This is a genomic window from Syntrophotalea sp. (assembly GCF_050253115.1).
Taxonomy (GTDB): Bacteria; Desulfobacterota; Desulfuromonadia; order Desulfuromonadales; family Syntrophotaleaceae; genus Syntrophotalea; species Syntrophotalea acetylenica.
The window spans coordinates 1-21,730 of sequence record NZ_JBFWJQ010000037.1; the positions used below are offsets into that span (position 1 = coordinate 1).

Genomic DNA, 21,730 nt, shown 5'->3' on the forward strand with positions numbered 1-21,730 from the left:
CGTCCACATCCGCATCGGTCATGATGATGATGCGATGGTAGCGCAACTTGGAAATATCGAAATCCCCTTTCCCTATTCCGGTTCCCATGGCGGTAATCAGGGTGCGAATTTCATTGGACGACAACATCTTGTCGAAACGCGCTTTTTCGACGTTGAGGATCTTGCCTTTAAGCGGCAGGATGGCCTGGTAGCGTCGATCGCGTCCCTGTTTGGCACTGCCGCCGGCACTGTCACCCTCGACCAGATATATTTCGCACAAAGCCGGATCCTTCTCCTGGCAGTCAGCCAGCTTGCCCGGCAGGGCAAGACTGTCCAGAACCCCTTTTCGCCGTGTCAGATCCCGAGCCTTGCGCGCTGCTTCCCTGGCTCGCGCCGCTTCGATGCCTTTTTCAAGAATTCGCTTGGCAACAGAGGGGTTTTCTTCGAGAAAGGTAGCCAGTTTTTCATTCACCAGGGTTTCAACGTAACCCTTTAGTTCTGAATTGCCAAGTTTGGTTTTGGTCTGGCCCTCAAACTGCGGGTCGGGAACCTTGACGGATATGACGGCAGCCATACCCTCTCGCAGGTCGTCTCCGGAAATAGAAGCCTTGACGTTTTTCAGCAGATTGTTGGCCGTAGCGTAACTGTTCATGGTACGGGTGAGTGCTGCTTTGAAGCCAATCAGGTGAGTGCCGCCTTCATGGGTGTTTATGTTATTGGCGAAAGAAAAAATCTTTTCGTCGTAACCGTCGTTGTACTGAAACGCCACCTCAATCTGCACACCCTCCCTTTCACCCCCAAAAAATATCGGTTCGGCGTGTAATGGCGTTTTTGCACGATTAAGGTAACTGACAAAAGAAACTATGCCACCTTCGTAATGAAAATCGTGCCGTTTTTCTGAGCGTTCATCAGCAATATGAATTAACACACCACCATTGAGAAAAGCCAGTTCACGCAGTCGACGGGACAGGGTTTCGAAGGAAAATTCGGTAGTCTCGAATATTTCGGGGTCCGGCCAAAATGTTATGCGAGTACCACGTTTGGCGGTTTCTCCGTCTTCATGCAAAGGCGCATCCGGCACACCTCGTTGATAGCTCTGCCGGTATATGCGGCCATTTCGGCGAATTTCCAAATCCAACCTTTCAGACAGGGCATTGACAACGGAAACCCCGACGCCGTGCAACCCGCCGGATACTTTATAACTGTCGCTATCAAACTTGCCACCGGCATGCAAAACCGTCATGACGACTTCAGCTGCAGACTTGTTCTGCGTTGGATGCATGTCGACGGGTATGCCCCGACCGTTATCCTCCACGGTAACCGAACCATCCAGATGAATGATTACGAAAATTTCATCGCAAACACCGGCCAGACTTTCATCAATGGAGTTGTCTACTACTTCGTATACCAGATGATGTAAGCCCGTGACTCCGGTGGAACCAATGTACATGGCAGGGCGTTTTCGCACAGCCGAAAGACCTTCCAGAACCTTGATGCTGCCAGCTCCGTACTCTCTTTGGTTTACATCCGTCATAATATCCTCATAACAGGTTTCATTAGTCTCGATCGCAAATTGTCCCAGCTTTCACCCGGAACATCCGCAGGCATTTGAAGCCTGCACTCTGAAAAGCAGAATGCTCCGTGCAGCTGATAAATACCTGCCCCTGCCGCTGTTGCAGAAAACGGAAAAAAAATTCCTGTCGTTTCCGGTCCAACTCACTGGTCATATCATCCAGTAGCAGAAGCGGGCAGAATCCCGTCTCTTTTTCCAGATCGAGAATCTGGGCTGTTTTGAATGCCAGGACAAAGGATCTCTGTTGTCCCTGGGAACCGTATATCCCGAGCACACGGTTATCCAACATAAAAACCGGATCATCCCGATGTGGCCCGGCCATGGTTGTACCATATTTTAATTCGCGCGAAGTCTCGCGTTCCAGGGTAGATCGAAGGTTTTCCTGCAAAACAGACAAGGTGGTCGAATAACCCGGATAGATAATATCCGCCAGTTCCCGGTCTCCACATATCTCCCTGTAAGCAGACTTGAACAAGGGGAGCAGGCGATCAAGATATTGACAACGTGCCAGGCGGACCATCGCGCCGGTATTTACCAGTTCTTCGGTCCAGGGATAAACACTTCGAACCGGCGCTCCTTCCTTGAGTAAAATGTTGCGTTGACGCAAGCAGCGTTGATAAGCGCGGGTCAGGTCAATGAAGGAAGGACGGGTTTGGCACAGTGCCCTATCGATTAAAGCCCGTCGTGCCGCCGGATAACCCCTGGGTAGAGCAACTTCTTCCGGAGAAAACAATACCGAGGGAAAACGCCCAAACATATCGCTGCTTTGCAACGGTCGTTTGTCATTGATCAGAATTTCTTTCTGATCCTTCAAAATTTTCAAAGTTACGGTTTTGCGGATGCCGCCTAGATAAAATTCCCCCGATACGCGCGAATAAATATCCGTGACACCTATAAGATCTTCGTTTCGATTGCGGCGAAAACTTTTGAAATGCCCCAGTATATATATCGACTCCAGAATATTTGTTTTACCTTGGCCATTATCTCCGGTCAGAATATTAAAACCGGGGCCGGGTTTAATCTCTGTGGACTCAATATTACGAAAATTATGTAGAACAAGGCGTTTCAGAATCATGAAAGATTTATTGACAGTGTGATTCTTCAAATTTGCCTATCGCTGTACGGTACTATAGCCTCATTGGCATTATGACCGCAAGATAGTCGTCCGTATCCGCAGGTGTGATAAGCCCCGGCGAAAGATGATCACGTAAAGCCAGATTGATCTTTTCAGAATCAAGGGTCCCGAGGATATCGATGAGATACCGTGCATTGAAACCTATGGAAAGATTATTGTCGGGGTAATCAATCTCGAAATCTTCTCGTGCATCTCCAAACTCGGGGTTTGACGAGGAAAGAGTTAGATGATTTTTTTCAAAATCTATTTTGACTCCCTTTGATTTTTCACTCGAGAGTATTGCCATGCGGCGCAACGCATGAAAAAATTCTTCCCTGGGAATGTTTGCTTTTAAATCATTGCTGCTTGGAATAACACGTGTGTAATCAGGGAATTCACCATCAACAAGTCGCATTATTATTATTGTCTGTTCTTTCTTAATAACTGCGTTGTTGTCCATAAAACCGATTGATATTTCAGTATCACTCTCTTCGGTAATTTTTCGTAATTCTAAAATTCCCTTGCGAGGAAATATAACCCCTTTTATGAGTTGCTCGATATGAGAACAATCGATTGGAGTTTGATATAAAGATAAACGATGTCCGTCTGTAGCAACGAATCTTAGAAACTGAGAACCTTTATCTTCAATTGATTTTACATATATGCCATTAAGGTTATACTTTGTTTCGTCCAATGACATAGAAAATGATGTTTTTTCAATCATTTGTCGCAAGATTGAACTGGATATATTGAAAAAGTTTTGTTTTTCTATTTGTGGAAAATATGGAAATTCGTCTGCAGATAAACCTACTATATTAAATAGTGCTTTTCCACATCGTATTTCTATCCAGCAATTGTCTTTTGCTGTAAAGGAAATTTCTTTTTCTGGAAGTTCTTTAATTATTTCAAAAAGTTTTTTAGCTGATACGGTAATTCGGCCTTGAGTTTTGACCTGGGCCGGATAATTGGCTTTCATGCCCACTTCAAGATCCGTTGCTGTTAAGCGGACATAATCGGATTCCGCTTCAATAAGAACATTGGCCAGAATCGGAATGGTGTTCTTTTTTTCGACTATTCCCTGAATTTTAGCCAGACCCTTAAGAAAGATTTCTTTTTCAATGGAAAAGATCATGTTCCCTCCCGTCAACAGGAAACTGTTTTTATTATGGTTTTAAATCTTTTATAGTCGTAGTAGTAGATGCCTGTGAATATGTTTATATGTCAAAAAGTCCTTTATTTTCAGTAAATTAAAAAGATTTTGAGGGTGTTGGTAAATGTCTCGCCAATGGGTCTGTTTTGTTGATAACCGGGATCTGGTGCTTTTTTCCCCTGTCTGTCAAGGGCGGATGCACAGGTTTTGAATGAACTGTTTCAGGCACTGAGTTCTTTTTTTAAATTATTTATAACCGAACGCAACTGGTAATCCTCTTCCATATTTTTCTCTATTTTTTTAATGGCATGAATTATCGTTGAATGATCTTTGCCACCAAAGCGTTCGCCTATTTCCGGATACGAGCATGAGGTAAGCTGCCGTGAAAGGTACATGGCTATTTGCCTGGGCAGCACAAGCGCCTTCATTCGTTTTGCCGATTTTAGATCAGACAATTTAATGGAATAGTGATTGGCAACCAGCTTTTGAATTTCTTCAACGGTTAATTCCCGACGTTTTTCCACGAGAATATCTTTCAAAACCTCCTGGGCCATGGCCAGGCTTATCGGCGTAGCGGTAAGACTGGCATATGCGCCTATGCGGACAAGATATCCTTCCAGTTCACGAATATTGCTGCTGACTGAATTTGCCAGGAAAAAAGCAACCTCGTGAGGTAAGTCGATGCCGTTCTGTTCTGCTTTCATTTTAAGAATGGCTTGTTTTGTTTCCATATCGGGGGCTTGAATATCAGCAATCAGTCCCCATTCAAAGCGGGATCGTAATCGTTCTTCGAGACCGGGAATTTCCTTGGGGAACTTGTCGGAGGTAACAACTATCTGTTTATGAGAGTCGTACAGTGCATTGAATGTATGAAAAAACTCTTCCTGGGTTCTCTCTTTGCCTGCAATAAACTGTACATCGTCGATCAACAGTACATCCATGGATCGAAATTTGGTTCTGAATTCGTCCATTTTTGCATAGCGCAGCGAGTTTATGAGTTCATTCATGAACTTTTCCGACGTATAGTAACATACCTTCATGTCGGGATTTCTTTTTAAAATTTCATTACCGACAGCGTTGATGAGGTGTGTTTTTCCAAGACCCACTCCTCCATAGATAAAAAGTGGATTGTAGGTCGTAGCCGGATTATTGGCTACAGCTGTGGCGGCGGCGCTGGCGAACTGGTTGGATGAACCCAGAACGAACGTTTTGAATGTATAGCGGGAATTGAGATTGTAAACGTTTCCTCGCTGGGGATGGTGTTCCTCCTGGACTTTGGCAGGAACAGGAGGAGTCGGATTTTCAGTGACCGGCACAGCATCTGGTTTAATGGGGGTGCGTGCAACACAGAGCTTAATTCTATAGGAAGCACCTGCCGCATTGGAAATACAGCTTTGAATCGCGTCCTGATAATGTTTTTTAATCCAATCGAGCACGAAGCGGTTGGGGACCTCAAGTTCCACTTCCTCATTTTTTACACCAACGAATCGAATAGGCTTTATCCAGGTAACGAATTGTTGGTCCGCGAGGGTTTGTCTGAGGATATCCAATGTTTTTTGCCAGATTTTATCCATGGACTTTCAATTTTTGAAAAACGGAGTTTAAAAATACAGGTTGGACAGGAAGGCATCCGAAAATAAATAATCCACATTGTTATAAACAGCTGTGGATATTTAATTTATGGTTGGTTTTCTGGGTCTTTGGCGGATCTTATTGCCTGAAAATGGTTCAGCTAAGCTAACAGAGGGGCCGGTATTTGGCAAGGGATTTTTTACCTGTGGGCAGGCTGTGGGCGGATGTGCCGATCTTTTCTTGCTTGACAAAACAAGTACAACATGTTTAATAATGCGTTTCGCTTAAACGTCTATAAAATAACAACTTAACCTCATAGTGTAAGGAGTTTTAAAATGTCGAAAAGGACATATCAACCGAGTCGTATTCGCCGGAAAAGAACCCATGGATTCCGTGCCCGCATGCAGAATAAAAATGGTCAGGCTGTTATTCGCCGCCGTCGGGCCAGGGGTCGTAAGCGTCTGGTAGTTACCATTCCGGTCAAGTAAACCTTGATCTGATGGAGAAAACGGATTTTACTTTTCCCCGTTGCGCCAGATTGAGGCGATCCCGGGATTATGCAGTGTTGCGCAACAAAGGTCGCAAGCTGCAATCGCGGAATTTTATTGTATATATTTTGGTACGTGAACGTGATGGCTCTGCCAGGTTGGGGTTGACCGTCAGTCGCAAGGTTGGCAGAGCTGTTACACGTAACCATGTCAAACGGCGGGTAAGAGAATTTTTTCGGCTTCATCGATCAATTATCGGTAGTGGGTGGGAATTATCCATCGTCGCCAAACCGGGAGCCGCCCATCTTGACTTTTTCCAGATCTGTGATGAGTTGAAGTATCTGCTTCAGTTCACCATATTAAAAACCAATTCATGATCCGGAAAATATTCATCCTGTTGATCATTACTTATCAGCGATATATTTCGCCTCTGAAGGCGCCTTCCTGTCGGTTTTATCCCACCTGTTCCGAATACGCCCGCCAAGCCCTGATCAAGTACGGTTTGATAAAAGGTTTGGTCATAACCTGCGGACGGCTATGCCGCTGTCACCCCTTTCATCCCGGGGGGTACGATCCTGTTCCTTGAATATTTCCGTTATCCCGGGTAATTGGAGTATCCTGCCATATGGAAAATAAAAATGTGTTGATGGCTCTTGTTTTGATGCTTGCGGTTTGGACGGGTTATAGCATGTTTTTCGCCAAACCAGCTCCGCAGGAAAATGGCCAAAATTTAGAGACTGTTGCTGACAATAAATCGTCTGTGTCTTCTTTGAATGATATCGTAGCCGAAAAATCTCCTGTCAGTGAGCGTGTTTTGGCTGCCGACAACAATAAAATTCTGCCCTTGGATATTGTTGTTGAAACAGAGGACTTTCGTGCTGTTTTCACAAATATCGGAGCGAGGCTGAAAAATCTTGAATTAAAGCACTACAAACAAACAATGGATTCTGGATCAGCACTGGTTTCACTTGTTGATGCCCAAAGTGAAACCAATACCTTTGATACATTTGGTACTGGAGATATTAGTATTCCGGCAGACCATCTTTATGCCGTGGATATTTCAGATGCAAATTTTGTGGTTGGTTCCGGAGAGAAAAAACAATTACGTTTTTACTCTGTGTTGAATAAAGATTTGATCATCGAAAAGACTTATTATTTTAAAGGAAACGGATATGATTTAGAGCTTGAAGTCAATCTTTATAACAAAGGAAAAGATTCAAAAAAGGGAAATCTGGCTTTTATGCTGGTTCAACCTTGGGATGACGATCGTGAAATATCACGGTACTCCTTTGTTGGTCCTGCTTTATATAAAGATGGTGAAGTAGTTACCCATAAAATAAAAAGTATAATTGAAAGTCCTGTAAAGTATAGTGAAAAATTTGAGTGGACAGCTTTTGAAGAGAAATATTTTATGATTGCCGCTGTACCACTTGATGGTAACAGATATTCTCTGACGATTGATAAAACAAATACTTCTATAAGAAATACTATTGATAGTGAATCAATTAAAATTGATCCCGATAATTCTTACAATCAAAAATTTATGCTTTACTGTGGGCCAAGGGATCTCGATATACTGAAAAGTATAAATTATAATCTTGATAAAGCCATCAATTTCGGGTTTTTTGACATGTTGGCTCGCCCCCTGTTAAGCTTTTTGAAATTTTTCTATAATAATATAATTCAGAATTACGGGGTGGCTATTATTCTACTTACAGTTTTTATAAAAATATTATTTTGGCCACTAACACATAAAAGTTATAAATCCATGCGCGATATGCAACGGTTGCAACCCGAAATGCAACGCTTGCGCGAAAAGTTTAAAAAAGACAAAGAAAAATTAAATCGTGAAATAATGGAACTTTACAGGAAAAACAGGGTCAACCCCATGGGTGGATGTCTTCCGATGTTTGCGCAAATCCCTGTTTTTTTCGCCCTATATAAAGTTTTACTGGAATCCATTGCATTAAGGCACGAGCCTTTCATCTTCTGGATTCAGGATTTGTCCGCCAAAGATCCTTATTATATTACACCTGTGATTATGGGTGTTACCATGTTTATTCAACAGAAAATGAGCCCTACCAGTATGGATTCCCAACAGGCAAAAATTATGTTGTTCATGCCTGTTATTTTTACCTTTATGTTTTTGAATTTTCCATCGGGTCTGGTTATTTATTGGCTCGTCAATAATTTGCTCACTATTTTACAGCAATGGACTGTTAATCGCGGCGCTTCAGCAACTATCGCATAAGTTTTTAACTGTTTTTCATTCGGAAACGGCCCTTTTCGGCTGTGGCGTTGTCAATCCGCAGGCTTTCTTGTGCGGCGTACCGATGTATGCCTCCGCGCAACCTTTTGGTTTCCTTGCCACGGCGAAAAAAGCCGCACTTTCCCTATATACTACGCTGTCTCCATCCGGAGTTCCCGGATGGAGACTGACTGTCATTCATTTTAAATATTATGTTGATTCCTGGCTTTTTTCCCTACGCAACCGTGGATGGATACAGAGCGTTACCCGGACTGGAGTGCGCTGTCGGTTCTTAGCATCTAATTTGGGCATGGCGTCATCATGGCTGCAGTCATGCTTCAATTATATCAAGGGTTTATCTCTTCTCGGTCTATTTGAAATGGAGCGTTTCTGCATGATGCAGGTTTGTCATCGCTACTTTTTTGTAGAGTGATCGCCGGCTGACTTTTTGTGCCTCCCTTGCTTCATTGTTCTGGAAAAACATTTGCTACGCAAATGGTTCAATACGGTTTATTTCTATGGTCTCCCACGGGAATCACTAATCTGGATCGAATCTTTTTATGCATATCGTCAATGTTTTTGAAAAGGATACGATTGTAGCACCTGCAACGCCTCCTGGCGAAGGAGGCATAGGTATTGTTCGTTTATCGGGTTTAAAGGCAGAGGAATTCCTCTGTGATTATTTTTCCCCAAGCAGTGCCACCGGTCGATTGGAATCGAATTACCTCTATCACGGATTTTTAAAAGATCATCGGGGGCATGTTTTGGATGAGGTTATGGCCGTTATTATGCGCCAACCCCGCTCCTATACTCGGGAAGATGTTTGTGAAATTCATTGTCACGGTGGGGGATTGATTGTACGGAGGGTAGTTGACCTCTTTTTGAGGGCCGGCGCGCGGATGGCCAGGCCAGGTGAATTTACCCTGCGGGCATTTCTCAACGGGAGAATTGATCTAACACGCGCCGAGGCCGTTATTGATCTGATTCGTTCCCGCTCGGAGCTTGCAAGTAATATAGCTATAAAGCAATTAAATGGCGGGTTGGCCGATAAGATAGCTTTTCTCAGGGAAAAATTGATATTGCTTCTTGCGGAAGTTGAGGCTGCCATTGATTTTTCAGAAGAAGATATTGAAATAGAGGGTTCTTGCTCTCTTGGAAAGACTGCCGGGCAAATGATGTCCGAGATGGACGATCTGATCCAGAGTTTTGAATGTGGGCGGATTGCAAAAGAGGGGGTTAATATACTCATTCTCGGTCGCCCGAATGTTGGAAAAAGCTCTCTGCTGAATTCTCTGCTTGGAGAAGCTCGAGCTATCGTCACGGATATTCCCGGGACTACCCGTGATACGATCGAGGAAGATTTGGTACTTGGCGGTTTGCCTCTGAGGCTTGTCGATACAGCCGGTATTCGGCACACCGAGGATCCCGTAGAAGCCGAAGGCGTTCGTCGTGCTCGTTCCAAAATCGAAGGCGCTGATCTTGTGCTACTGGTCGTGGACGGCAGCATGTCTTTGGATAATGACGATCTGCTGGCAATCGATGCCTGTCGCCACAAAGATGTTCTGGTGGTTTTAAATAAGGCTGATCTTGGCAGTCTGCCTTTTCCCGACTGTCTCGGACAATTTCCGGTTGTAAAAATTTCTGCGCTTCAGGGTCTCGGTTTGACTGATCTTGTTGATAAAATCTCACAACACTTTACGTTTCGGCCTGAAGTATCCGAAGCACGTGAAACAGTCATATTGACCGAGTTTAGACATAAGCAGGCGCTAATGGCGGCCCGCGACTCACTGGGCCGATTCCGGGAGTCGCTTGTTCAGGGTATGTCACCCGAGTTCAGTGCTGTTGAAATAGGGGAAGCTCTTGATAGGGTTGGTGAAATTACAGGAGAGACCACCCCTGACGATGTTTTGGATCGTATTTTCACCAAATTCTGTATCGGGAAATAGATTGTTTCACGTGAAACATTTATGCGAGAGCGGACCCGTTCTGAATAAGGCAGGATGAATATGGCAGAGTTCGGAAAACAATATGATATTATTGTGGTTGGAGCCGGACATGCCGGTTGTGAAGCGGCGCTGGCTGCGGCCCGCATGGGTTGTCTTACCTTGTTGCTTACCTTGCATCTCGATGCCGTGGGGCAAATGTCCTGCAACCCGGCAATCGGGGGGTTGGCCAAGGGGCACTTGGTTCGGGAAATTGACGCCCTGGGTGGAGAAATGGCGCGTGCTATTGATGCAACGGGCATTCAGTTTCGCACTCTGAACACAAAAAAAGGTCCAGCGGTTCGCGCATCCAGGGCCCAGGCTGACAGGCGCGCTTACCAGGGCTACATGAAAAGAGTTCTTGAGGACCAGGACAATCTGGATTTAAAACAAGGCTCGGTTGTGAGGTTGGTGCTGCGGGGAGGTGAGGTTTGCGGGGTTGAAACCATGGACGGCATCGTTCATTCTGGACGAAAGGTGGTTCTGACAACCGGCACGTTCATGCGCGGGCTTATTCATATAGGATTGCAAAACTTTCCGGGTGGACGCGCAGGAGAGCCACCGTCGGTTGGTTTGTCCGAGCATTTAATGGAGCTTGGCCTTGTTGTTGGTCGCCTGAAGACGGGGACGCCGGCCCGTCTCGATGGTAGAACCATAGATTTTAAAAAACTGGTTCCGCAGTATGGCGATGTGCCTGTCTGCCCATTTTCTGCGGATACGGAGGTTGTTGGCGGTCGGCAGGTACCATGTTATATTACAGCGACAAATTACCGTACTCATGAAATCATTCGCTCGGCGTTGGACAGGTCTCCTCTGTTCCAGGGGGTTATAGAGGGTGTCGGGCCGAGATATTGCCCCTCGATCGAGGACAAGGTCGTGCGCTTTCCTGAAAAGGAGAGTCATCATGTTTTCCTTGAGCCTGAAGGTTTGGACACATCCGAGGTGTATCCCAATGGGGTGTCGACTTCATTGCCCCCTGAAGTGCAATTGGCGTTTCTGCGAACAATACCGGGGTTGGAAAATGTCGAAATAATGCGTCCCGGGTATGCTATCGAATATGATTTTGTCGACCCTATTCAGCTTTTGCCAAGTCTGGAAGTCAAGTCCCTGAAAAATCTTTATCATGCCGGGCAAATCAATGGTACTTCCGGTTACGAAGAGGCCGCTGCCCAGGGCTTGATGGCTGGAATCAATGCTGTGCGAGACCTGCGAAATCAGGAGCCGCTGGTTTTGGGTAGGGACGAGGCTTATATTGGTGTCTTGATTGATGATCTGGTAACCTGTGGCACAACAGAGCCGTACCGGATGTTCACTTCCAGGGCAGAATATCGGCTGCTTCTAAGGGAAGATAACGCGGATCGGCGACTGACGCCGCAAGGCTATGAACTCGGATTGATCAGCGAAGCGCGATGGAAGAAGTTTTCCTTCAAGATGGAGCAGGTTGAAAAGGGGAGACAATTGCTCGCGTCAAAACGTCTGCTGCCGCGGGATGGCGAAATTCTGTCACGCCTGGGTGTGTCCGATCTTAAAAATGGCGTGTCAATGTCTCATCTTCTGAGGCGACCGGATGTTGATGTGGGAACCCTGGCTGATTGTGATGAAGAGTTGTCCGTCCTGCCAGCGGCAGTGCTTGAGCAGTTGGAGATAGAAATCAAGTATGAGGGATATATCGCAAGGCAACGTGAAATGGTTGCGCGCTTCCGCCGGTCGGAAGATATCGCGATGCCGGCCGATATGGATTATCTGTCCATTGCCGGTTTGTCTACCGAGGTAAGGGAGAAACTGGACCGCGTGCGTCCTTTGAGTTTGGGGCAGGCAGCAAGAATACCAGGCGTAACCCCGGCGGCTATAGCGATTTTGTCGGTGCTTTTACGCAGGAAATAAGGTTATGGCGAAACAGGAACATTTGCACAAACTCCTGTCTGAAATCGATATCGTTCTTGATATTCATGTCTGCGAAAAACTGATCTGGTATGTTGAAGAACTTCTCCGTTGGAATCGGCGCATCAACCTCACCTCCATCGATAACATCGACGAAGCCTTGGAAAAGCATCTGCTCGATGCTTTGACCTTGCTTCCGCTGCTAAATAGAGGTGAGCGATTGCTGGATATGGGATCGGGGGCCGGGTTGCCGGGCATCCCTCTTTCTCTGGCAATGCCTGTACTGGGGGTTTGTTCGGTGGACCGGGTGTTTAAAAAAATAGCCTTCCAGCAACATATAGCACGCTTGTTGCGTTTGCAGAATTTTGAAGCAAGAACGGACCGTCTCCAGTTTCTGGCGGCGAAGGAAGGATATCGCGCCGCTTTTGATGTCGTGACCGCACGGGCGCTGGCCGAATTGAGAGACTTGATTTCCTTGGGCATGCCGTTTCTCAAGCCAGCTGGTCGACTGATTGCCATGAAGGGGCCAGAAGGGACAAGGGAGTTGTCGGATTGCCTTGATTTGTTGGAACGCCAGGGATTGGTCGTGGAAAAGCAACAGGAGTTACGACTTCCGATGTCTGGAGCCGAGCGGACCCTGCTCGTGTTGAAACGCTGCCGGTAATTGATTCGGGTGAGGGTTGCCGAGCTTTTCACTTTGTTGAAGTCGCCAAGTATGGTAGCATTTTCCACCGCAAAGAGGCTAAAGGAGTTCCGAACATGGGTCAAATTATCGCCGTAGCCAATCAAAAAGGCGGCGTCGGGAAGACTACCACCTCAATCAATCTCGCTGCATCTCTTGCGGTCGCAGAAAAGAGAACCCTTCTGGTTGATCTCGATCCCCAATCCAATGCCAGCAGTGGTGTTGGCGTTCTGTCGGAACAGGCCAAACACACAACCTATCAGGCGTTGCTCGGAGAAGTGACCGTGGAGAGGGCGATCGCGCCTACCGGAATCGAGTTTCTCAAGGTTTTGCCTTCAACCACGGATCTTATCGGTGCAGAGGTCGAGTTGATCGGAGAGGTCGGGCGGGAAAAAAAATTAAAGAATGCCTTGAGCCAGATCCGGGATGCCTTCGATTATATACTGATCGACTGCCCGCCTTCTCTGGGGTTGTTGACGATTAACGCTCTAACGGCCGCCGACTCGGTTCTCGTTCCCCTTCAGTGTGAATATTATGCAATGGAAGGGCTTTCTCAGCTGACACGTACCATTGCTCTTATACAGCGGGAGCTCAATCCGGCATTGTCGCTGCGTGGGATATTGTTGACCATGTTTGATGGTCGCAACAATCTTTCCCATCAGGTGAGCGAAGAGATTCGCCGCCATTTTGCCGATCGCGTTTTTCAAACTGTGATTCCCCGTAATGTTCGTTTATCCGAAGCACCCAGCCATGGTCTGCCGGTACTGCAGTATGACATCTCGTCAAAGGGTGCTGAAGCCTATCTGGCCCTTGCCAGGGAAATAATAGATACAGGCCATTGATATGTCGAAAAGACCAGCACTCGGTAAGGGGATCGGCGCTTTGCTGGATCCCGGCATCAGGGAAGAATCCCACCGTTTCTTTTTTTGTCCCATCGAGGAATTGCGTCCCTTAAAGAATCAGCCCCGAAAGGTTTTTGACGATCAGAAGTTGTCGGAGCTGGAAGCTTCCATCCGGGCCCGGGGCATAATACAGCCCCTGGTGGTGCGGCGCTTGCCCGACCATTATCAGATCATAGCCGGAGAACGCCGCTGGCGTGCCGCGCAGCGAGCCGGCCTGAAAAAGGTGCCGGTACTTATTCAGGAGGCGACCGAAGATGCGGCGGTAGAAATGGCGCTGATCGAAAATATACAGCGTGAAAATCTAAATCCTATCGAAGAGGCGGCTGCTTATCAGAGCCTGATTCAGGCCTTCCAACTTACCCAGGAAGAGGTAGCCGGCAGGGTTGGCAAGGATCGCTCTACCGTCACCAATTGCCTACGGTTGTTGCGCTTGCCCGAGGTTGTCAGGGAAGATCTTGCGACTGGCACCCTGGCCATGGGGCATGCCCGCGCCCTTTTATCGCTGGAAGCCGTTCCCGCTCAGCTATTGCGAGTTCGGGAACAGGTTCTCGCAAAAAATTTATCGGTAAGAGAAACCGAAGCGCTGGTCAAGCGTGCCAAAAAGGCCGCATTGTCACCCCCGCCGCCACCCAAAAAAATCGATCCCAATCTGCAGGCTCTGGAAGACAGCCTCAAGCAGAGTCTTGGTACCAAAGTCAAAATAGTGAGCAGAAAAAAAGGCGGTAAGATAGAAATCAACTTTTTTTCAGCGCAAGATCTCGACCGACTTCTGGAAAAACTTGGGATATCCTGCTAGGGCTTGGAGAGGATGATGATAGGACGCAAGGAAAAACGGTCAGCAAAAAATTCACCCACACAGACTGGGGAGATAAGAGCCTTTCTCGGAGAGGGGAGCAGGTTTGAAGGGGTCCTGGTATTTGACGACATCGTTCGCATGGATGGTCATTTCCAGGGCAGCATAACCTCCACGGATACCCTGATTGCCGGACATACCGCCCAAATCCAGGCGGATATTCGTGTGGGGACTCTTATTCTGTCCGGTTATTTCAAAGGTACGATCGAGGCCCGGAACAAAGTGGAGTTGCGCGCACCGGCGGTTGTTGATGGCACGATTCAAACCCCGGTACTGGTGGTTGAAGAAGGGGTTGTTCTTAACAGTTCCATTACCATGCCATCCGACTCTTCCGTAGTCGACGCACCAGCCGTTCACCCTGAATAGCACCGGCACATCCTTTTGTTTTTCCATGCAGTCAAGGTCCTGTCGAATGAACAAGACAGGGAAAGAACCATCCCCGATCGTAATAGGCCAGCCACTGAGGCTGCTGTCGACGGTTGATCCGCGCCAGACGTCACCATACATTTTGAAAAAGTTATCCCTGGTTTAGTCGCTACCCGCCGAGAAGGCCGGTGTTTTTTGATTGCCTGCACGGCTTTTCCGGGATGCGGGGTGGATAAAGATATTGGAAAAGCAGCGTGTGATAAGAGACATTCTGCATCTGGATCTGGATGCATTCTATGCAAGCGTAGAGCAGCTGGATTACCCGGAACTTCGCGGCTTGCCGGTGATAGTCGGAGGGCATCCCGGGCGTGGGGTGGTCTGCGCATGCTCCTATGAAGCACGACGCTTCGGCGTGCATTCCGCCATGCCGATGTTTCGGGCCTTGCGGTTGTGTCCTGGCGCCAAGGTTCGTCCGGTGCGCATTTCCCGCTATAAACAGATTTCCAGGCAGGTTTTTAATGTCTTTGGCCGATATACCGACCTTGTTGAGCCATTGAGTGTCGATGAGGCGTTTCTGGATGTGACAGGCAGCCGCCGTCTGTTTGGTAGTGCCCGCCAGATCGCAGAGACAATCCGGCATGACATACGTACAGACCTTGGTCTGACCATCAGTGCGGGGATTGCCCACAACAAGTTTCTCGCAAAACTTGCGTCTGAGCGGGCAAAACCGGATGGGCTTTTCGAAGTTCCCGATAATATTGATGAATTTCTACTTCCGTTAGAGCTGAAGTGTTTGTGGGGGGTGGGGCCGGTTATGCTGGAGGAGTTGCGGGGCCTGGGCCTGTGCACAGTGGGGGATCTGCGCAAAATGCCGCTGGCGGATCTAAAATGGCGATTCGGCAAAGCGGGAATCCAGTTGCATCGCCTGGCGCATGGCGAGGATTCACGGCCTGTTGAACCCGATTCGGTCGTGAAGTCGATAAGTCATGAGGAAACTTTCGACAAGGATATTCGAGACCGGGATACCATCCATGCAGCTTTGCTTGACCTGGCGGAGCGTGTGGCGGCCCGTCTGCGACGAACCGGACTGAGCGCTAAAACCTTGACCCTTAAGGTACGATACGCCGACTTTACGACGGTAAGCCGGTCCAGAACCTTCGGCAGCGGCTTTCAGCAGGTGAAACAGATACACAGAGTGGCCATGGAGCTTCTGCAAAAAACGGAAGCAGGGGCCAAACCGGTTCGTCTGCTCGGAATCAACCTTCATGCCCTGAATAAAGGTTTAGGTTCCCAGGGCATGCTGTTCGATGAGGATCACGATAAACGATCGATGCAACTGGACCAGACACTCGATCTGCTCCGGGCACGCTTTGGAGAAAAAGGTATCTGCCGTGCTACCCTGATGGGGTGGAGAGGCGGAGAATCACCACAGGATTGACCCCCCGTAGAAACCCAGCCCGCCGCTTCCCCGGCCGGATCTTTTTAAAAACCTCTTAAAATCCCGATGCTGCGGACGCAGCGCAGCAGCGCCTCGCAGTCATGAACTTCCAGGGTCATGGAGGGTGGTATTTGCTCTGTTTCGACCAGCTTGAACAGTTGGTGAAAATCGATATCGCCCTCCCCTATCGCCAGGTGGGCGTCGCGGTCTCCGCTGTTGTCATGCACATGCAGATGCCGGATCCAGGGACCGAGTACGGAAAACCACTGCTCCATGGAGCACTTGCCGAACAAACGCCAATGCCCGACGTCAAAGCAATGTCCCAGCCAGGGAGAGTCGAGAGTTTGCAGCACAGCCCGCAAGGTATCGGGATTTTCCTCGAAAATATTTTCCAGAACCAGGAGACACTCAATCCGTGCGGCGTGTTCCAGCAATGGAGGGAAGAAATCAAGGCAGGCATTAATCCATGGCTGGCTCTGCCCACCGTAACGCCAGCGATCGTACCCGGGGTGCAGAACAACCAGGCGTGCACCCAGCATGTCGGCGACTTCAAGGGTTTCGGTCCAACGCCGCATGGTGGCATCCCGAACAAGAGGCTCCAGTGCGCCGGGGTTGAGATCCATAAAAGGCGCATGCACCGTTACGGCCAGGCCTTCGGCAGCCAGTTGCCGGCCGGCCTGTTTCACGGCGCTTTGCAAGGTCGGGTCGAGGTCTGGCCATTTAAAGGCGATTTCCGGCTGAAGACGGTGTTTCTTGAGCAGCGGAAAGTGCTTTTGCCATTGACTGAACGGTATGTGAACATGAAGTCGATCAGGCATCGCTGGATTCTCCACAGGCGACCTTTTCAAGGTTGCGGATGTCTGGCGGCTTTCCAAGAATGATGAGGATATCCTCGGCGTCGATGGTGGTGCTGGACTCGGGATTGAAAAGCATGGCGCCGCTGCTTTTTTTTATGGCGATAATCATAATTCCCCAGGCCCGTCGAATTCCGGCGGATATCAGCGTTCTTGCGACCAGCGAAGAATTTGGGGCAACACGGATTTCCTCCAGCTGCAACTCCAGACTTTCGCTGCCGATGGCGATATCGATGAAATCAACCACCGAGGGACGTAAAACCGCCCAGGCCATGCGATTGGCACCTATGCGGTATGGGGAAATGACCTTGGTGGCGCCGGCACGTTTGAGTTTGATTTCCGAGCCTTCTTCCACGCTGCGGGCCAGAATAAACAGGTCAGGATTGAGCCCCCGGGCCGTGAGAGTGATATAGACGTTGGCGGATTCCGAAGTGACGGCTGTAATCAATCCTTTGGCGCGCAGGATGCCGGCCTGGATAAGGGTATCGTCATCGGTGGCATCGCCCTGAACGAACAGGATTTTTTCCTTGGCGAGACGTTCGCAGATGACCGGATCCCGTTCCACGACGATAAATGCCACCGGGCGTGACAGAAATTCCTGGCTGACGAGGGTACCTATGCGTCCGTAACCGCAGACGATGTAGTGTCCTTCCAGCTGGTTGATGCGCTTTTCCAATTTTCTTCTCCCCAGAATGCGGAGGATTTGTCCTTCGACCATCAGTTGCAGAAGGCTACCGAAAGCATAGGCAATGGTAGCGACACCGAACAGGATCAGCCCGATGGTAAAAAGCTTGCCATTCGTGGAAAGGTCGTGTACCTCTTTATAACCGACGGTCGCTAAAGTAATGACCGTCATGTATAGAGCATCCAGAAAATCCCAGCCTTCCAGCACAATGTAACCAGCGGTTCCCAGGCCGAGCGTCAGAACCAGAATCAACAGGGAAACGCGCAGGTTGCGGACAGGTCTCATGGTTTCTCCAGGATCCAGAGTATGGGGATCATAGCTTCGAACCGTTCAAAAGGCAAGGTGCTCCCGGCCGGGTCGCTTCCTGCGGGTGAGCTGAGTTTTTCATGGTACCGCGGATTTTATAGTATTATAGATTGAATTTGAGAACCTGCCGCAAACAGCGGCCCTGACATGCCCGTCATGCATTTTTGATCGTCAGACGCCCACATGCCGCAAATGGAAGATCATGACAACCTTCGTTAAAACACATCTGGCACAACCGGTACGGCAGTTTTCCGACCTGCTGGATTACCTGTTGCGGAAAACCCGCCCCCAGGAACAATGGGGGGTCGGTATAGAAGTCGAGAAACTCGTCGTGGACCAGCGCTCCGGTGAGGCTGCAGGTTTTGATCAGATCGAGGGCCTGCTGAAAATCCTGGAGGCAGCCGATGGGTGGGAGAGCGTCACAGAGTCCGGGCACCTGATAGCTCTGGTCGGGCCTTCCTCGTCGATAACGCTGGAACCTGGCGGTCAGCTCGAACTTTCCGGGAAGTTATGTGCCGATCTTTGCTGCTGCCGCCGGGACCTGGCCAATCACATCCAAAAAATCGTTGCCGCTGCCGGGGCTCTCGGCCTCGCCTTTCTGGGGCTGGGCGTTCAGCCGATAACACCGTTGCAAAGCATCGGCTGGCTTCCCAAGCCGCGTTATGACATCATGCGCGCCTATATGCTGCGCAGCGGTGACCGCGGCCAACATATGATGAAACTCACGGCCGGCCTGCAGGTCAATCTCGATTTTTGCGACGAGGCCGATTGCATCGATAAAATGCGTACGGGCCAATTACTGGCACCTCTGTTTTATGCCCTGTTCGCCAATTCGCCTCTGATGAACGGTGAACCCACGGGGTATCTATCCACGCGGGGGGAAATATGGGACCGGACCGATCCTGACCGATCCGGGCTGATTCTGGAGCTGTTTCATCCGGAGGCGGGGCTGGCCACCTACGTTGACTATGCTCTCGATGTTCCGATGTACTTTATCCTGCGCCAGGGCAGGCTGGTCGATCTGACGCGTCATCGTTTTACGTTTCGGCGTTTTATGGCTGAAGGATTCGAAGATCACCGCCCGACCTTTGCCGACTGGGATCTTCACCTGTCCACACTGTTTCCAGAGGTGCGACTGCGGCCCCAGATCGAATTGCGCAGCGCCGACAGTCAGCCTCCCCACCTGGTCATGGCGGTTGCCGCCTTGGCCAAAGGACTGATGTACGATGCGGAAGCCCGCCGTCAGGTGCAAAGAATGCTCGATCCAGGCGATGATGCCGGGCGGCTTGCAATGTACCGCGAGTCATGGCGCCTTGGCCTGCGCACCCCTTGTGGTGGTCACACGCTGCAGGATATCGCCTGCGAGCTGCTGTCTGTTGCCAGGGAGTCCCTGTCGCGGCAGGGGCCGCGGTGTCTCAGGGGGGCGGATGAAGGTGTTTTTCTGGACGGGATCGAAGAAGTGGCGCGCAGTGGCGTGACGCTGGCCGAACGTTTGTTGCTCGCCTGGAAAGGTTCCAGGCAGGAACAGATTGGGACGTTGCTGGCCCACTGTGGCTATCCTGGACAGTCTCTGGGAGATCTTTGCCTTTAACCTGTTCCGAGGCCCTGCTTCCAGCGAGAGGCCTGCGGATGCGACAAGGAGGCCGTTATGGATATGGAAATCCTGGACCGAAACCTGGCGCGCACATCGATCGATACGATCCGCCTGCTGGCAGCCGACGGGGTGGAAAAGGCCTGTTCGGGGCATCCCGGAACTCCCATGGAAGCCGCTCCGATTGCCTATCTGCTTTTTACCCGCCACCTTCGGCACAACCCGGCCAATCCCGACTGGCCGGGCCGCGACCGATTCATCCTGTCCTGCGGCCATGCTTCCATGCTGCTTTACAGCATGCTGCACCTGACCGGTTACGATCTCGCCCTGGATGATCTCAAACAGTTCCGGCAAATGGGAAGCCGTACCCCGGGCCATCCCGAGTTCGGCCACACACCGGGTGTCGAAACCACGACCGGACCCCTCGGTCAAGGTTTCGCGGTCGGCGTCGGCATGGCCATGGGCGCCCGTCTGCTCGCGGAACAGGTACATGCCGAACTGTTCGATTATCGCGTTTTTACCCTGTGTTCCGATGGCGACATGATGGAAGGCGTTGCGGCAGAGGCAGCCTCCCTGGCGGGGCATCTGCGACTTGACAACCTGACTTGCATCTATCTCGACAACCGCATCACCATCGAAGGGCGCACCGAACTGACCTTCAGCGATAATACGGCCAGCCGGTTTCTGGCTTATGGCTGGCACGTGCAGCAGGTCGAGGGAGAAAACCTGCCTGAAATCGATGAGGCCCTGGTGCGCGCCACAAAAGATCCACGCCCTTCCCTGATCATTGCCCGTACCCATATCGGCTACGGAGCCCCCCGCAAGCAGGATACCGCGGAGGCTCATGGCGCGCCCCTCGGGGCGGAGGAGCTGCGTCAGACCAAACTGTTTTTCGGTCGTGACCCCGAACGGTTTTTTGATGTACCCGATGCGGTGAAGGAACATATGCTGCGGGTCAGGCAGCGGGGCATCGTCCTCGAAGAATCCTGGCGAAACGGGCTGAATGAAGCGGTTGCCGGCGGGAATTCCGCCCTCCAGTCATGGCTTCAGGCCGCAGAGCAGCCCTTGCCGCCCGGCTGGGATGCCGCCCTGCCCCACTTCCCAGCCGGGAAGGACATGGCGACGCGTCAGGCCAGCGGGGTTACCCTCAACGCCCTGGCCGAGGTCATCCCGCTGCTGCTGGGAGGCTCCGCCGACCTGGCACCTTCCAACAACACCCACCTTGAGAACGCAGAGGCTTTCGGTTCCGCCGTCAGCGGCCGAAATATCCATTTCGGCGTGCGTGAGCACGCCATGGGCGCGATCCTCAATGGCCTGGCTCATACCCCGGGACTGGTCCCTTTCGGCGGCACCTTTCTGGTTTTCTCCGACTACATGCGGCCTCCGATGCGCCTGGCCGCCATGATGGGATTGGCGCCGATTTATGTTTTTACCCATGATTCCATCGGGCTTGGCGAAGACGGTCCGACCCATCAGCCCGTCGAGCACCTTGCCGCTTTGCGCGCCATTCCCAATCTGGCGGTGATCCGGCCCTGCGATGCCAACGAAACGGCGCAGGCCTGGCGGGCGGCCCTGTCCAACCGGCAGGGTCCCACGGCGCTGATTTTGACCCGGCAGAAGCTGGAAACGCTTGATCGGAATATTTACGCCTCCGCCGAAGGGGTGTTGCGCGGAGGGTATATTCTGGCTTCTGAAGAATCTCCGCTGCGCGTGGTGCTGGTTGCCAGCGGCTCGGAAATTCAGGTGGCCTTAAGGACGCGAATGCTGCTGCAGGCCGAAGGATATGGGACCCGGGTGGTTTCCCTGCCCTGTTGGGAGCTGTTCGATGCTCAAGGCCAGGCATACCGGGATCAGGTGCTTGCCTCCGGGGAGGTTTTGCGAGTGGCTGTAGAAGCTGGCGTCGGTATGGGATGGGAGCGTTATATCGGCACTGCTGGCCTGACGCTTTGCATGCGTAGCTTCGGGGCCAGTGCGCCCTTCGAACAGCTGATGGAAAAATACGGTTTCACGGCCGAGCAGTTGGTGGCATGCATCAAACAACGGCTGTGATGCGGCATTCCAAAAAA

General features: G+C 50.2%; 19 protein-coding genes. 13 read left to right on the forward strand and 6 right to left on the reverse strand.

The genetic code is table 11. The features are described from left to right. The 4 genes from AB7E65_RS05800 to dnaA form a co-directional block, all read right to left on the reverse strand. Positions 1–1,513 (reverse strand): DNA gyrase subunit B (locus tag AB7E65_RS05800; protein WP_428745444.1); only part of this gene is annotated, 1,513 nt, incomplete at its 3' end. A gap of 22 nt (positions 1,514–1,535) precedes the next feature. Beyond that, the gene (gene recF / locus AB7E65_RS05805) at positions 1,536–2,627 is read right to left on the reverse strand and encodes a DNA replication/repair protein RecF (protein ID WP_428745445.1); all 1,092 of its coding nucleotides are present in this window, start codon (positions 2,625–2,627) and stop codon (positions 1,536–1,538) included. A gap of 52 nt (positions 2,628–2,679) precedes the next feature. Further along, complete coding sequence (dnaN, locus tag AB7E65_RS05810) at positions 2,680–3,798, reverse strand: DNA polymerase III subunit beta (RefSeq protein ID WP_072286571.1); 1,119 nt, start codon at positions 3,796–3,798, stop codon at positions 2,680–2,682. Positions 3,799–4,037: 239 nt separating this feature from the next. Beyond that, complete coding sequence (gene dnaA, locus AB7E65_RS05815) at positions 4,038–5,390, reverse strand: chromosomal replication initiator protein DnaA (RefSeq protein WP_428745446.1); 1,353 nt, start codon at positions 5,388–5,390, stop codon at positions 4,038–4,040. Between the two features lie 333 nt (positions 5,391–5,723). Between dnaA and rpmH the strand changes: the two genes are divergently transcribed. The 11 genes from rpmH to dinB all read left to right on the forward strand — a co-directional run bounded on the left by rpmH (position 5,724) and on the right by dinB (position 16,228). Next, complete coding sequence (rpmH, locus tag AB7E65_RS05820) at positions 5,724–5,876, forward strand: 50S ribosomal protein L34 (RefSeq protein WP_072286573.1); 153 nt, start codon at positions 5,724–5,726, stop codon at positions 5,874–5,876. An 11-nt stretch (positions 5,877–5,887) separates the two neighbouring features. Then, positions 5,888–6,253: a ribonuclease P protein component gene (rnpA, locus tag AB7E65_RS05825; RefSeq protein WP_072286574.1), complete on the forward strand. Its 366-nt coding sequence runs from the start codon at positions 5,888–5,890 to the stop codon at positions 6,251–6,253. After that, the gene (yidD, locus tag AB7E65_RS05830; protein ID WP_072286575.1) at positions 6,250–6,462 is read left to right on the forward strand and encodes a membrane protein insertion efficiency factor YidD; all 213 of its coding nucleotides are present in this window, start codon (positions 6,250–6,252) and stop codon (positions 6,460–6,462) included. Before rnpA ends, yidD begins: the two co-directional genes overlap by 4 nt. 39 nt (positions 6,463–6,501) lie before the next feature. Continuing rightward, the gene (gene yidC, locus AB7E65_RS05835) at positions 6,502–8,127 is read left to right on the forward strand and encodes a membrane protein insertase YidC (RefSeq protein WP_320360765.1); all 1,626 of its coding nucleotides are present in this window, start codon (positions 6,502–6,504) and stop codon (positions 8,125–8,127) included. 557 nt (positions 8,128–8,684) lie between these two features. Continuing rightward, positions 8,685–10,070, forward strand: a complete 1,386-nt coding sequence (gene mnmE, locus AB7E65_RS05840) for a tRNA uridine-5-carboxymethylaminomethyl(34) synthesis GTPase MnmE (RefSeq protein ID WP_320360764.1) — start codon at positions 8,685–8,687, stop codon at positions 10,068–10,070. A gap of 54 nt (positions 10,071–10,124) precedes the next feature. Then, positions 10,125–11,990, forward strand: coding sequence for a tRNA uridine-5-carboxymethylaminomethyl(34) synthesis enzyme MnmG (mnmG, locus tag AB7E65_RS05845; RefSeq protein WP_407058545.1), 1,866 nt, complete (start codon positions 10,125–10,127; stop codon positions 11,988–11,990). Between the two features lie 4 nt (positions 11,991–11,994). Next, entirely contained in the window at positions 11,995–12,651 is a 657-nt protein-coding gene (gene rsmG / locus AB7E65_RS05850; RefSeq protein WP_428745447.1) for a 16S rRNA (guanine(527)-N(7))-methyltransferase RsmG, read from the forward strand. Between the two features lie 95 nt (positions 12,652–12,746). Further along, entirely contained in the window at positions 12,747–13,511 is a 765-nt protein-coding gene (locus AB7E65_RS05855; protein ID WP_072286579.1) for a ParA family protein, read from the forward strand. Position 13,512: 1 nt separating this feature from the next. After that, positions 13,513–14,367 carry a ParB/RepB/Spo0J family partition protein gene (locus AB7E65_RS05860; protein ID WP_072286580.1) on the forward strand — a complete coding sequence of 285 codons (855 nt, stop codon included), beginning with the start codon at positions 13,513–13,515 and terminating at the stop codon, positions 14,365–14,367. Positions 14,368–14,379: 12 nt separating this feature from the next. Beyond that, entirely contained in the window at positions 14,380–14,790 is a 411-nt protein-coding gene (locus tag AB7E65_RS05865; RefSeq protein WP_428745448.1) for a bactofilin family protein, read from the forward strand. Positions 14,791–15,046: 256 nt separating this feature from the next. Beyond that, positions 15,047–16,228 (forward strand): DNA polymerase IV, encoded by a 1,182-nt coding sequence (gene dinB, locus AB7E65_RS05870; protein ID WP_320360759.1) that lies wholly within the window; start codon positions 15,047–15,049, stop codon positions 16,226–16,228. A 44-nt stretch (positions 16,229–16,272) separates the two neighbouring features. Here the strand turns inward: dinB and AB7E65_RS05875 are convergent, their stop codons facing one another. Continuing rightward, positions 16,273–17,046 carry a sugar phosphate isomerase/epimerase family protein gene (locus AB7E65_RS05875; RefSeq protein WP_320360758.1) on the reverse strand — a complete coding sequence of 258 codons (774 nt, stop codon included), beginning with the start codon at positions 17,044–17,046 and terminating at the stop codon, positions 16,273–16,275. Further along, positions 17,039–18,052 carry a potassium channel family protein gene (locus AB7E65_RS05880; RefSeq protein ID WP_428745449.1) on the reverse strand — a complete coding sequence of 338 codons (1,014 nt, stop codon included), beginning with the start codon at positions 18,050–18,052 and terminating at the stop codon, positions 17,039–17,041. The genes AB7E65_RS05875 and AB7E65_RS05880 overlap by 8 nt, the downstream gene beginning before the upstream one ends. 223 nt (positions 18,053–18,275) lie before the next feature. Between AB7E65_RS05880 and AB7E65_RS05885 the strand changes: the two genes are divergently transcribed. Then, on the forward strand, positions 18,276–19,664 hold the full coding sequence (locus AB7E65_RS05885; RefSeq protein ID WP_428745450.1) for a glutamate--cysteine ligase: 1,389 nt from the start codon (positions 18,276–18,278) through the stop codon (positions 19,662–19,664). Between the two features lie 57 nt (positions 19,665–19,721). Next, positions 19,722–21,713 (forward strand): transketolase, encoded by a 1,992-nt coding sequence (gene tkt, locus AB7E65_RS05890; RefSeq protein ID WP_428745451.1) that lies wholly within the window; start codon positions 19,722–19,724, stop codon positions 21,711–21,713. Positions 21,714–21,730 lie beyond the last annotated feature (17 nt).

Coding starts and splice junctions, on each gene's coding strand:
- yidD (WP_072286575.1), top strand. CDS start 6,250: ATGATCCGGAAAATATTCATCCTGTTGATCATTACTTATCAGCGATAT.
- AB7E65_RS05855 (WP_072286579.1), top strand. CDS start 12,747: ATGGGTCAAATTATCGCCGTAGCCAATCAAAAAGGCGGCGTCGGGAAG.
- rpmH (WP_072286573.1), top strand. CDS start 5,724: ATGTCGAAAAGGACATATCAACCGAGTCGTATTCGCCGGAAAAGAACC.
- AB7E65_RS05885 (WP_428745450.1), top strand. CDS start 18,276: ATGACAACCTTCGTTAAAACACATCTGGCACAACCGGTACGGCAGTTT.
- tkt (WP_428745451.1), top strand. CDS start 19,722: ATGGATATGGAAATCCTGGACCGAAACCTGGCGCGCACATCGATCGAT.
- rnpA (WP_072286574.1), top strand. CDS start 5,888: ATGGAGAAAACGGATTTTACTTTTCCCCGTTGCGCCAGATTGAGGCGA.
- mnmG (WP_407058545.1), top strand. CDS start 10,125: ATGAATATGGCAGAGTTCGGAAAACAATATGATATTATTGTGGTTGGA.
- AB7E65_RS05865 (WP_428745448.1), top strand. CDS start 14,380: ATGATGATAGGACGCAAGGAAAAACGGTCAGCAAAAAATTCACCCACA.
- mnmE (WP_320360764.1), top strand. CDS start 8,685: ATGCATATCGTCAATGTTTTTGAAAAGGATACGATTGTAGCACCTGCA.
- dnaN (WP_072286571.1), bottom strand. CDS start 3,798: ATGATCTTTTCCATTGAAAAAGAAATCTTTCTTAAGGGTCTGGCTAAA.
- AB7E65_RS05860 (WP_072286580.1), top strand. CDS start 13,513: ATGTCGAAAAGACCAGCACTCGGTAAGGGGATCGGCGCTTTGCTGGAT.
- AB7E65_RS05875 (WP_320360758.1), bottom strand. CDS start 17,046: ATGCCTGATCGACTTCATGTTCACATACCGTTCAGTCAATGGCAAAAG.
- yidC (WP_320360765.1), top strand. CDS start 6,502: ATGGAAAATAAAAATGTGTTGATGGCTCTTGTTTTGATGCTTGCGGTT.
- rsmG (WP_428745447.1), top strand. CDS start 11,995: ATGGCGAAACAGGAACATTTGCACAAACTCCTGTCTGAAATCGATATC.
- dnaA (WP_428745446.1), bottom strand. CDS start 5,390: ATGGATAAAATCTGGCAAAAAACATTGGATATCCTCAGACAAACCCTC.
- recF (WP_428745445.1), bottom strand. CDS start 2,627: ATGATTCTGAAACGCCTTGTTCTACATAATTTTCGTAATATTGAGTCC.
- AB7E65_RS05880 (WP_428745449.1), bottom strand. CDS start 18,052: ATGAGACCTGTCCGCAACCTGCGCGTTTCCCTGTTGATTCTGGTTCTG.